The 12,514-nt window shown below is 52.5% G+C and carries 11 protein-coding genes; all 11 read right to left on the reverse strand.

What is annotated here, in order from left to right; genetic code table 11:
• Nucleotides 1-10: 10 nt before the first annotated feature.
• Nucleotides 11-1,024: a chemotaxis response regulator protein-glutamate methylesterase gene (locus NFC81_RS09715; protein ID WP_304994290.1), complete on the reverse strand. Its 1,014-nt coding sequence runs from the start codon at nt 1,022-1,024 to the stop codon at nt 11-13.
• Nucleotides 1,025-1,060: 36 nt separating this feature from the next.
• Nucleotides 1,061-3,256, reverse strand: coding sequence for a chemotaxis protein CheA (locus NFC81_RS09720; protein ID WP_304994291.1), 2,196 nt, complete (start codon nt 3,254-3,256; stop codon nt 1,061-1,063).
• 11 nt (nt 3,257-3,267) lie between these two features.
• Nucleotides 3,268-4,044 (reverse strand): protein phosphatase CheZ, encoded by a 777-nt coding sequence (locus tag NFC81_RS09725; RefSeq protein ID WP_304994292.1) that lies wholly within the window; start codon nt 4,042-4,044, stop codon nt 3,268-3,270.
• 18 nt (nt 4,045-4,062) lie between these two features.
• Nucleotides 4,063-4,455, reverse strand: coding sequence for a chemotaxis response regulator CheY (gene cheY, locus NFC81_RS09730; protein ID WP_304994293.1), 393 nt, complete (start codon nt 4,453-4,455; stop codon nt 4,063-4,065).
• Nucleotides 4,456-4,545: 90 nt separating this feature from the next.
• Nucleotides 4,546-5,277, reverse strand: a complete 732-nt coding sequence (locus NFC81_RS09735; RefSeq protein WP_304994294.1) for an RNA polymerase sigma factor FliA — start codon at nt 5,275-5,277, stop codon at nt 4,546-4,548.
• A 24-nt stretch (nt 5,278-5,301) separates the two neighbouring features.
• A complete protein-coding gene (locus NFC81_RS09740) occupies nt 5,302-6,123 on the reverse strand; it encodes a MinD/ParA family protein (protein ID WP_304994295.1) in 822 nt (273 codons plus the stop codon).
• 64 nt (nt 6,124-6,187) lie between these two features.
• Nucleotides 6,188-7,666 (reverse strand): flagellar biosynthesis protein FlhF, encoded by a 1,479-nt coding sequence (gene flhF, locus NFC81_RS09745; RefSeq protein ID WP_304994296.1) that lies wholly within the window; start codon nt 7,664-7,666, stop codon nt 6,188-6,190.
• Nucleotides 7,667-7,676: 10 nt separating this feature from the next.
• Complete coding sequence (gene flhA, locus NFC81_RS09750; protein ID WP_304996967.1) at nt 7,677-9,884, reverse strand: flagellar biosynthesis protein FlhA; 2,208 nt, start codon at nt 9,882-9,884, stop codon at nt 7,677-7,679.
• 428 nt (nt 9,885-10,312) lie between these two features.
• A complete protein-coding gene (gene flhB, locus NFC81_RS09755) occupies nt 10,313-11,452 on the reverse strand; it encodes a flagellar biosynthesis protein FlhB (protein ID WP_304994297.1) in 1,140 nt (379 codons plus the stop codon).
• On the reverse strand, nt 11,445-12,224 hold the full coding sequence (gene fliR, locus NFC81_RS09760) for a flagellar biosynthetic protein FliR (RefSeq protein ID WP_304994298.1): 780 nt from the start codon (nt 12,222-12,224) through the stop codon (nt 11,445-11,447). Before fliR ends, flhB begins: the two co-directional genes overlap by 8 nt.
• Before the next feature lie 10 nt (nt 12,225-12,234).
• On the reverse strand, nt 12,235-12,504 hold the full coding sequence (locus tag NFC81_RS09765; protein ID WP_304994299.1) for a flagellar biosynthetic protein FliQ: 270 nt from the start codon (nt 12,502-12,504) through the stop codon (nt 12,235-12,237).
• Nucleotides 12,505-12,514 lie beyond the last annotated feature (10 nt).

Consider the following 12,514-nt stretch of genomic DNA (forward strand, 5'->3'; position numbering starts at 1 on the left):
CGTCGCTCGCTTACATTACACTGACGAGCGTTTTTGCAATATCGTCTAGCGGAATATCGGCATCCGACAGCCCAGCACTGCGAATCGAACCGGGCATGCCATCAATGACGCAGCTGGCAGCGTCCTGAGTCCATACATGAGAACCTGCTTGTTTAAGTAAACGAGCACCATCACGACCGTCAGCCCCCATGCCAGTCAAGACAATGGCCAACGCACGGTCACGATAATATTTCACCGCACTGCCGAAGGTTAAGTCCACCGAGGGTTTGTAGTTCAGACGTTCGTCACCATCCATAATTCGCACTGAGTTGCGTGAGCCCAACATCATTTGTTTGCCGCCTGGCGCAAGCAACGCGAGTCCGGGTTCCAAGACACTACCGTCTTTGGCTTCAGCCACTCGAATCTGACACTGTCGATCGAGACGCTCCGCAAAAGGTCCAGTAAAAGCCTCTGGCATGTGTTGAATCAGTAATATCGGCACACGGATTGTGGCCGGAATTTGTGTCAGCACCTTCTGCAAGGCAACGGGGCCACCAGTACTGGTGCCAATCAGAATAATTTCCGGTTTGCGTGGTAGTGAAATTTTACCGGGCCGCCGCTCACTGGCGGCTGCAACGCGTGGCTTCTGCCGTTTTTTGGCAACGGCCAGAATTTTATCAATGAGCTGCTGCTTCAGCAGTTCATTCTGCGTCATGTTCTCGCGGAATTTTGGCAAATAGTCCAGTGCGCCGGCATCCAACGCATCCAGCGTCACCCGTGCACCCGAGGTAGTCAATGAGGAAAACATCAGTATAGCGGTCGGTGCCTTCGCCATAATCTCGCGCACCGCCGAAATGCCATCCATTACGGGCATTTCATAGTCCATCGTTATGACATCAGGCTTAAGCTGAATCGCTTTTTCTACTGCTTCGCGCCCATGGCTTGCAGTCCCTACTACCGTCAGCTCCGAGCTGTTCCGCAAAATAGAAATAATCTGCTGGCGAAAAAACGAGGAGTCGTCGACCACCAGAACACTGATTGTCATTACTGTCTCTCTTTAGCTGACCTGACCCTAATGGGTTCAAGCATAATGATTTAGCATACTGGGCACATCAAGAATCAGAGCAATACGGCCGTCACCCGTTATGGTTGCACCCGCCATACCAGCAGTACCGTTCAAGGTTTTGCCCAGCGGCTTGATCACCACCTCTTCTTGACCGACCAGCTGGTCTACCACAAAGCCGACCTGCTGCGTGCCCACGGATACGACCACCACATGACCACTTTCTTTACCGTGTTGCACTGACCCTTTAATCAACCAGCGCTTGAGATAGAACAAAGGCAATGGACGCCCGCGTACCACCACCACTTCTTTGCCATCGACCACGTTGGTCTTAGTCAGATCCAAATGGAATATTTCGTCGACATTAACCAAAGGCAACGCAAAGGCCTGCTCGCCCAACATGACCATCAAGGTGGGCATGATGGCCAAGGTCAACGGCACCTTGATGCGAATACTGGTGCCCTTACCCATGTGAGATTCAATATCAATGCTGCCGTTCAGCTGGGCGATTTTGGTTTTCACCACATCCATGCCCACACCGCGACCCGACACATCAGAAATTTCTTTCTTGGTAGAGAATCCTGGCGCAAAGATTAAGTTAAACGCTTCTTTATCAGACAGTCGATCCGCTGCATCTTGATCCATCACACCGCGCTCGACGGCAATGCCGCGCAAGCGGTTCGGGTCCATACCGCCGCCATCGTCGTGAATAGACAACAGAATATGGTCGCCCTCTTGCTCGGCTGACAAGGTGATTTTGCCTACTTTGGTTTTGCCTGCCGCCACTCGAACATCGGGCGCTTCGATACCATGGTCAACTGAATTGCGCACCAAGTGCACCAAGGGGTCAGCCAAGGCTTCGACCAAGTTTTTATCCAAGTCGGTATCTTCGCCAATCAACTCTAAGTTAATTTCTTTCTTCAGGCTGCGAGCCAAGTCTCTCACCACGCGTGGGAAACGACCAAAGACCTTCTTGATCGGCTGCATGCGCGTTTTCATTACAGAGTTCTGCAAGTCCGTTGTTACCACATCGAGGTTAGCAACAGCTTTTTGCATTTCCTCGTCGCCTTGAGCTTCACCTAAACGCACCAGTCGGTTGCGCACCAGTACGAGCTCGCCCACCATGTTCATGATGTCGTCAAGACGCTTGGTATCGACCCGGACGGTAGCCTCTTGCGCCAACGCAGCGCCCTTGGCATCCCCACCCAGAGTCGGCTGAGCGGGCGGTGCTGCAGCCGCGGCTGGTTTAATGTCCGCTTTAGGCGCCGGTGCTGTGGCTGGTGTGGCTTTCGGTGCCACCGGGGCAGCCCCTTTTGCACTGGAAGTATCATCCGCAGATGGCACATCGGCCACTTGCTTCACTTTGTCCTGATCAAACTTTTCCGCTACGGTGCCGTCAAACTGGCCCTTACCGTGCAGGTTATCCAACAACTGCTCAAATTCATCATCGGTAATTTCATCACCGTCCCCAGCAGACGGTGTTGCTGCGGGTTTACTTTTTGCCGCGGGCACGTCCGCCGCCTCGACCTTGAACTGACCTTCACCGTGCAACTCATCGAGCAGCTTCTCGAATTCATCATCAGTGATTTCGTCGTCAGCACCCGCCGTCGGCTTGGACTTCTCAGCAGGCTGCGACTTTTCAATTTCGACGGCGGGCGCAGATCCCGAACCACCCTGCTGTAGAGCATCCAGCAGATGCTCAAACTCATCGTCGGTGATATCACCACCTGCCACAACAGCATCAGAGTCGCTGCCCGCACTGGACACTGGCTCTGGCTCAGACGGCGCCGCTGGCGTTTCCGCCAAGACCTCTCCTTCACTCGTCTCGGGTAAGGTCATACGCTCCAAGTCAGCCAGCAATTGCGGCGACGCTGGATCGGGCATAGAGCCTGCGCGCACTTGATCAAACATCACATTAACCGTGTCCAAGGCCTGCAACACAATATCCATCAAGGCAGAGGTTACCGGACGTTCACGCTTGCGCAATACGTCAAACACGTTCTCAGCGATATGACAGCAATCAACTAACGGAGTTAACTGCAGGAAGCCAGCGCCCCCCTTCACAGTATGGAAGCCACGGAAAATGGAATTCAGCAAATCAGGGTCTTCTGGACGCCGCTCCAGCTCAACCAATTGCTCCGACAGGGATTCCAGTATTTCACCCGCCTCAACGAGGAAGTCCTGCAATATTTCTTCGTCAGCATCAAAGCTCATACAACAGCTCCCTAAAAGCCCAGACTGGACAGTAGATCGTCGACGTCATCTTGGCTGGAGACAGTATCTTCGGTTTTCTTAACCGTGGGGCCATGTCCTGCCAAGCTATCTTTTTCTTTTTCTGGCGCTTTTTCGCGCGTAAAACCAGCAACGTTTTCTACTTTACTGGCCAGCAACATCAGGTCGACGAGGCTTTTTTCAACATCGCGAACCAAACCGGTTACCCGCTGAATGACCTGCCCAGTCAAGTCCTGAAAGTCCTGTGCCAGCAGGATGTCTGATAAATGACCGTACAGCGCTTTGGAGTCTCCGCCTAAACGATCGAGAAACTGATCCATTTTCCAATACAGTTCACGAAATTCATCTGCCGACATTTCACGCCGTGATAAACGTTGCCACTCAGTGCGCAATTCATCTGCCACTATGCCGAGATCATTTGCAATCGGCATACACTCATCGACTTTATCCATGGTTTTGTTGGCAGCATCTTCGGTCATTTTTACCACGTAACCGAGACGGTCTGTCGCATCAGCCATCTCCGACAGCTGCGTGAAGTCTTCGCCGATATTGGCATCAATGTGGAAGTTGGTTATGGCGTCGTGCAGACCACGTGTGAGGCGGCCGACTTCTTTATACAATGTCTGCTCACGCGCATCTTGCAGTTGCTGGATAATATTCATAGCGGCATTGAGATCGCCACGCTCAATGTGCCCCTGCAACTCATGGGATTTAAGCTTAATCAGCTCTTCGAATTCTTGTCTGGCGTTGTCTGCACCTGTCTGACTCATAAGTACTCCGTCAGTCGGTTACTTGCTCGCATCCACGCGCTCAAAAATCTTTTCGATTTTTTCTTTCAGCGCTGCAGCAGTGAAGGGCTTGACCACATATCCGTTTACGCCAGCTTGTGCCGCCGCCACGATCTGGTCGCGTTTTGCTTCCGCAGTGACCATGAGAACCGGCAACGTTTTTAGACGATCGTCCGCGCGCACCTTCTGCAGTAGCTCGATGCCCGTCATGCCTGGCATATTCCAGTCAGTGACCAGAAAATCAAAGTCGCCACTTTGTAACATTGGCCAGGCGGTACTTCCGTCATCGGCCTCATGCGTATTTGTAAACCCTAAATCCCGCAGCAGGTTTTTAACAATGCGACGCATCGTTGAAAAATCATCCACCACCAGAATTTTCATGTTCTTATCCAAGGCTACCTCCAAAACACGCAAACCCGGTTAAGGTTATCGGCGCAAATTAACTTTTTTTAATAAACACGCTTAATAATATACAGGTATACGTCACTCTTCACCTTCGCGCCAGTCTCTTAATCTGGCTCTGAGTCGATGAGTGGCCTGCGAATGAATCTGACTGACCCTTGATTCGCTGACTCCGAGTACCGCACCGATCTCTTTTAAGTTGAGCTCTTCGTCATAGTATAAGGATAGTATGAGTTGCTCCCGTTCGGGTAGTGTTTTTATAGCATCCACCATTGAGGCGTGCATGCTCGATGATTCGTGACGGGATGAGGGGCCCTGCTCAACCGCCGAATGCCAACTCTGATCCGACTCTGCGGATGACGAACTTTCCATCAATTCTTCAAAACTGAATAAACGCGCGTTCTGGGTGTCTTTCAACAAGGAATAGAACTCATCGAGTGAAATGCCCATTTCAGCCGCAACTTCTTGATCCTGTGCATCACGCGACTCGCGCATTTCTACAGTACGGATCGCATCCGATACACGTCGACTGTTGCGATGCACACTGCGCGGCACCCAATCACCTTTCCGCACCTCGTCTAACATTGAACCACGAATCCGAATACCCGCATAGGTTTCAAAGGTAGCGCCCTTGGTACGGTCATAATTCTTGGCCGCTTCGATCAGACCGATCATGCCAGCCTGAATGAGATCCTCTGCCAATACGGTGTCTGGTAGTCTAGCCATTAGATGATGCGCAATTCGCTTTACCAGCGTCGCATGCGCTGTTACCAGCTCATCCATCTGACTTTTTTTGTTTTGCGACTCATACATGTATGGAGGCACCTGTAACATTCACTATCTCACACTGCCGGTAATCAAACGCTCTACAAAGAACTCCAAGTGTCCTTTGGGCGAGGTTGGCAATGGCCACCGTATCATTTGCTGTGCTAGTTGCTCGTAGGCGATTGAGGCCTTGGTATTTGGGTAGGCATCGACCACTGACTTTTGCTTTTGCACCGCACGCCTTACATTATCATCAAAAGGTATCTCACCTGCGTACTGCAAAGCAACGTCTACAAAACGCTCTGTCACACTGGTGAGCTTCTGGTACAACCGCATGCCCTCGTTTTTGGTTCTGACCATATTGGCCAAAATACGGAACCTATTCATATTGTAGTCGTGATTGATGACTTTAATCAGTGCATAGGCATCGGTAATGGAGGTTGGTTCGTCACATACCACCACCAAGACTTCTTGACAGGCCCTCACGAAGCTAACAACGGTCCGGGAAATGCCTGCAGCGGTATCGACAATCAGCACATCCATTTCATCTGCCAACGATGAGAAGGCGTGTATGATTCCGGCATGCTCTTGCTCGGCTAAATTGGCCATATAGGGCGTGCCAGATGATGCAGGAATGACTTTAATGCCGCACGGGCCTTCAACCATGACGTCTTTGAGACCACAGCGGCCGTCGAGGACGTCCACCAGGTTTCGGGTAGCCCGCAAACCGAGCAATACGTCGATATTTGCCAACCCTAGGTCAGCATCCAATACCACCACGCGCTTGCCCAGTTTTGCCATAGCAACCGCTGCGTTGATGGACACATTACTTTTCCCAACGCCGCCTTTGCCTCCTGTAACGGCAATTACCTGAACGGGTTCCTGTTTCGCCATAGTGCGCCTGTTCCTGACTGCTAGGGTTCAAACTGCTAGAGCTCCAGCAGCGTCTTTACGTAGACTAACCGGTGAGGGCTACTTTGGCCCCCGAGAAATCTCGCTTTAAGCTGGCATAACTCTCCTCGATCAGGCGTTTAACCTGACCAAAATGGAGATCCTGCGGCACTAAGGTGCCGTCACTCCAATACAACAGTGGTACTTTTTTGCGCAAACTGAGACTCAAGACAGGACCAATCTCTGCACTTTCATCCGATTTGGTCAGAATAATGCCGCGTGGTTTCAATACACTGAAACGCGTGTAGGCGTTCTGCAGACTATGCACAGACAAGTTAGACGGCAATACCAAAATGGGTTTGATATGGCGTTCGAGTGCACTCTGACCCAACTGCGCCTGGTAAGCGCCCAAGCCGCGCTCAGAACCATTGGTATCAATTAGAATTAACTTTTTACTGCTGAGTTTAGCCAAGGACTCTTCAAGATTATCCGCCTGATCTTGCAAGATAATTTCGCAGCCAAGTATCCGTGCCAGAATTTTGACTGGCTCATGCGCGCCGATGCGGTATTGATCCAAGGAGATAATACCCAGCGCATCCGCACCGTGCTGCATCGCGAAACGGGTTGCTATCTTCGATAGTGTCGTTGTTTTGCCAGCACCTGTTGGGCCGATTAAGGCGGCAATACCACCGCGCTTTACTAAACATTCAGCATTGTTTTCAGCCAAGCTGGCGATCTTTTCCAGCGCCAAGGTCCAGCTGTCATCCGCCAATTGGTCACCGTATTTTTCCACCATCGGCGTAATGCAGCGACTGTCAAAGCCACACAACATCAGCCGTTGCGCAAGAGGGCCGCCCGCCTCTCCAATATTCTGCCGCTCATGCACTTCCAGCCACTGACGCAATGCCGTCAATTCCTCGCGCATTGCAGACAACTCTTTCTGCTCAGCACTGGCGACCGGACGCACCGGTACCTGCGGAGCAGGCTTACGCGTCTGCTGGGCCGCAGGCTTTTCGACCGGTTTGGCAGCCCGAACCGGCTTCGCCACTGGCTTAACGGGCTCGTCTTTGACCGGCTCGTCATCAAAATCGTATTTGTTTTGTTCGGTGATCTGGTCACGCAGCTTTTGCCGCTTTTCTTCCAGCGGGTCTTTGTGCTTAGTCAACAACTGCATCAAAGCATCGCGGGTTAAACCCCCACCGCCTTCTTGCTCAGACATACGAATAATGCTGTCTTGCATGGTTTCACGTGGTTTAGGCGCAGCGCCTGGCGCGCGCGGTGCTATCAGTTCACGCAGAGAGTCACGCGTCAAGGCGTTAGGTTGAGAGGGTGCGGGTACTGGGGCGGAAGGAACCTTAGGAGCAGCCTCAATCTGCGGCGCCACGATAGGATCGTCGCCTTCGTCTTCAGCCTTAACGGCAGCAAGTATCTCGATGCCTTCTGCCACCTTACGGTTAGACAGAATCATCGCCTCATCACCCAGTTCAGCGGCCACGAGCTTTAAACCCTCTGACATGTTCCGTGCAATGAATTTACGTACTTTCATGCTCTTGCTCCTAAGACTGTCCGACCGAGGCCACTACAGTAATTCTTTTATTTTCCGGTACTTCGTCGTACGCCAGCACATTCAGATTATCCACGGCAAACCGGAAGAAACGGGCCAGCATCATGCGCAAAGGCCCAGGCACCAGTAGTATCGCCGGCTTCCCTTCTGCCTCTAGTCGGCGCACCAACTCTCCGACCGATCCTTGCAGCTTCTCAGCCAAAGCTGGCTCAATCATTACGGCATCACCGCCGCCATTTTGTTGACCCTGCTGAAGGATCCTCTGCAACAACTGTTCCAAATCGCGATCCAACGTCATAACCGGCATTTCGGTTTCATTGCCGATGATGTTCTGCACTATCAACCGAGCCAAGGCGGTGCGAGCCGCTGCGGTCAATTGTGACGTATCCTGCGACCCAGCATTGGTCAATGCTTCGGCTATGGTGCGCATATCACGTATTGGCACCTGCTCCAGCAACAGATTCTGCAGAACCTTCAACAAGGCACTGACACTGAGTGTATTCGGCACCAGTTCTTCTGCCAGTTTCGGCGAATTCTTCGTCAACTGATCCAACAGCTTCTGAACTTCCTCATGGCCCAGCAGTTCGTGAGCGTGCTTAAACAATATTTGGTTCAAATGAGTGGCTACAACAGTACTGGCATCAACCACAGTATAGCCTAGTGCCTGAGCTTGATCCTTCTGTGATGACTCTATCCACACTGCGTCCAACCCAAACGCCGGGTCTTTGGCCGCAATGCCCGCAATATCGCCGAACACCTGTCCTGGATTGATCGCCATATCACGTTCCGGATGGATCTCCGCCTCGGCGATGGTGACCCCCATCAGTGTGAGTCGATAATGGTTCGGCAACAAATCCAAGTTGTCACGAATATGAATGGACGGCATCAAGAAACCGACATCCTGTGATAGTTTTTTGCGCACACCTTTAATGCGGCCCAGCAGTTGCCCACCTTGCGACTTATCGACCAGAGGAATCAGGCGATAGCCTACTTCCAAGCCCACCATGTCGACCGGTTGCACATCGTCCCAGCTGAGTTCTTTGGTGTCCTGCTCAAGGGTACCTTCTTTTGCGCTACCGCCACCGGGACGCGGTGCCACACCGTCTGGTGAGCTACCCGGCAAACCACCGCCTTTGCCGCCGCCCTTGCTGCCGCCACCGCCACCAGGGCGCCCTGCCTCGTCAGCGAGGTCCTCAGCGTCTTCCTTGTTGCGCAAATAGGTCCACAAGGCAGCGACCGTCAGTACCAGTGCCAGCCCCAAAAATACCATGTGTGGCATACCAGGCACGAGACCCAGCACCCACAACAAGCCTGCGGCAACGGCCAGAATGCGCGGGGAGCCGAGCATTTGGTCGGTGATCTGACCACCCATTTCCTGACTGCTGGAGTTACGCGTTACCATGATCGCAGCTGCTGTGGACAGCAATAGCGATGGAATCTGAGCGACCAAACCATCACCGATGGTCAGCAAGGCGTAGTTTTCAACCGCTGTACCAAAGTTCAAACCATGCTGCGCCATACCGATGGCAATACCACCGACGATATTGATGATCAAAATCAGGATACCGGCGACGGCGTCACCGCGTACAAACTTCGATGCACCGTCCATAGAACCGTAGAAGTCAGCTTCCTGTGCAATCTCTGCCCGACGAGACTTAGCAGCATCCGCATCGATCAAGCCTGCGTTCAGATCAGCATCGATCGCCATCTGTTTACCGGGCATGGCATCCAAGGTAAAACGTGCACTTACTTCCGATACGCGGCCCGCACCCTTGGTCACCACCACGAAGTTAATGATCATCAGGATCGCAAACACGACGAGACCGACCGCGTAGTTACCGCCGATCAGCACCTCACCGAAGGCCTCAATCACCTTCCCTGCCGCGTCTCCACCTTCGTGCCCGTTAAGTAAAACGACCCGCGTCGAGGCAACGTTCAGCGCCAAACGCAGCAGTGTAGCCACCAGCAAGATGGACGGAAATACCGCAAAATCGAGCGGTCGCAACGCATAGATAGTAACCAGGAGCACAATGATGGACAGTGCGATGTTAAACGTGAAGAACAGGTCGAGAATGGGCGTCGGCATCGGCAACGTAACGAATGCCAATAACACCAGTAAGAATAAGGGGACACCCAGGTGCCCGGTGAGTACATTTTGTGCATTGACGCGCATACCACGTAGCAAGGTATTGCGGTCCATGTTCTTGAGTTGTCGCAGCGTACTGCTACCGGGCATTGCCATTGATTTATTCCTAGAGGGCGTACCTAAACCGCCAAAACGATGACTCTTTACAGACTACTAATAGGAACTTTGCAAAAGCCTTGCCAGAATGCGGCAAAAGGTTGCCGCTGAGTGAAGAAGGATAATCAGCGGATGACGAGCACTGGTTGAGGCAGGGGCGCAAGGTGTATGCCGCAAAGCGCGCATTCCCGGCCTGCCGTTGAGCGCTGGCGGCATATCCCGAAAGCCGGTGCTGACTCACATAATTTTACCACGACGGCGGATGACAGGTAACTGCGTCCTCGGCAATTGCTCCTGCATTGCTCTACCTCCGGCATCCATGCCGTCGTGCGTTACCCGCATACCATCCATCCATGGATGTAACGCTGCGCCCTTAAGCCCTATCGTCAATCGTCGTGACGGAACTCAGGCGGCACCTCCACCTTCGGTTTGCGCTCTGGCGGTGGCATCCGGCCTTTCTTCGCTTCGTTCATTTGGAAGACATAAGCCAGTACCTGCGCCACGGCCAGGTACAACTCGGCCGGAATTTCATCACCCACTTTGGTGTGGTGATACAGGGCTCGTGCCAGCGGTGGCATCTCAATAATACTGATGCTGTTTTCGCGCGCGATCTCACGAATCTTCATCGCAACTTCATCCACCCCCTTGGCCAGCATCAGCGGTGCTGGCATGCTGTTAGGGTCGTATTTGAGCGCGACCGAATAGTGCTCCGGGTTGGTGATGATAACGTCGGCCTGTGGCACATCGGACATCATGCGCCCTTCTGCCATCTGCCGTTGTAACTGGCGAATTTTTGCTTTGACCTCAGGTTTACCTTCGGTGTTTTTGTATTCGTCTTTGACCTCCTGGAAGGTCATTTTTAATTTTTTCGTGTGCGAATAAATTTGGAAAGGGATATCGATGGCCGCGATGATCGCGGTCGTCAACGCCATCAATAAGAAGCTCCAGCCCAGTATCGTTGCAGAATGAACGATCGCTTGGCGGGTTGGCTCCCGTGCAATGGCCCGCAAGGAATCAACCTGACTCCATAAAATAAGCACTGCCATACTGGCCACCAATCCGACTTTGGCGTACCCCTTTAGCAGTTCAACCAAGGAGTTCAGCGAGAACATGCGCTTGATGCCTGCCAGTGGATTAATGCGCGAACCTTTCGGTGCCAGTGCTTTAGTGGTGAAGTTCCAGCCTCCCAACCCGAGTGGCCCGGCAAATGCCGCCAAAACCATAACGGCAAAGAAGGGCCAGACCACTAACCCCATGGCACTGAAAGAAGCACCAAGATGGCGAAACAGGTAGGCCGTGTCACCTTTGACCGCAACATCAAAGGCAAAGTTAAAGGTCGCAATGTCTAACATTTGTCGGGCGACCATGGGGCCGAACATAATGAATGACATGGCCGCGGCCACGAGCACGACCGTCGTCGCCAACTCTTTCGAACGCGCCACCTGCCCGTCTTCGCGGGCCTTCTCAAGTTTTCGGGGTGTGGGTTCTTCTGTTTTTTCCTGACTGCTGTCCTGACCTTCAGCCACCGGTCACCTCCAGTCTTCTCATGGCTGGCACAATATCCAACACCAGCTCGGTAAGCATGCTGAACACCCCGGTAAAGGATGCCCACACAATGAATATGCCCATCAACATGGTGATGGGAAAACCCAACGCAAAAATATTTAACTGCGGTGCCGAGCGTGTCATTACCCCAAACGCTAGGTTCACAATCAGCAACGCCGTGACTGCCGGTAAAGCCATAACGAAGGCAGCAGCAAACATCCAGGTACCCATCATCACAATGTCCATCAAACTGCCTTGGGTCAGCCCTGCCGTGCCTATGGGCATGGTATAGAACGAGTCGATCAACACCTCCAGCACAACCAGATGACCGTCTACAGCGAGAAAGATCAAAGTCACCAAGACGATGTACCACTGCGACAACACAGCAACCGTTACCCCGTTAGCGGGGTCCATCATTGAAGCAAAACCAAGACCCATTTGCATCGCGATCGCTTGCCCAGCAATGATAAATACCTGCCAAAGCATCAAAACCAAAAAACCGAGCGAGATACCAATCGCCATTTGCTGGAAAATCACAATGAAGTTGGTCACCGACACGGCCTCGATATCCGGCATAGGTGGCAATACTGGCACCAACGCTATGGTACAGACCAAAGCCAGCGACAACCGAATACGCATCGATACGGTTTGCGCCCCAAAAATGGGGACCACGGCAAAGAAACCTAGAAAACGAAACAACGGCCACAGATAATGAGTCACCCAACTCGAAATCTGCGCATCAGTGATCTCCATGCGCAGCGCCCTAAATCATCAAGAACGGTAAGTCGAGATAGATACGTTCTGCGAAGTCCACCACTTTGGCGACCAGCCAAGGCCCGGTCATGATCAGCGTCAAAATAGTGACTAATAAGCGCGGCAAAAACGACAACGTTTGCTCGTTGATCTGCGTCGCGGCCTGAAAGGTTGCAACCACCAAACCAACCAACAGTGAAGGAACAATCAGGACCGCCACACACAGAAAAACGATGAACAGTGCTTCGCGAAAAAGATCGCCAATGAACATGGCACTCATAAACTTTCTC

Source organism: Salinispirillum sp. LH 10-3-1, from assembly GCF_030643825.1.
Classification (GTDB): Bacteria; Pseudomonadota; Gammaproteobacteria; order Pseudomonadales; family Natronospirillaceae; genus Salinispirillum.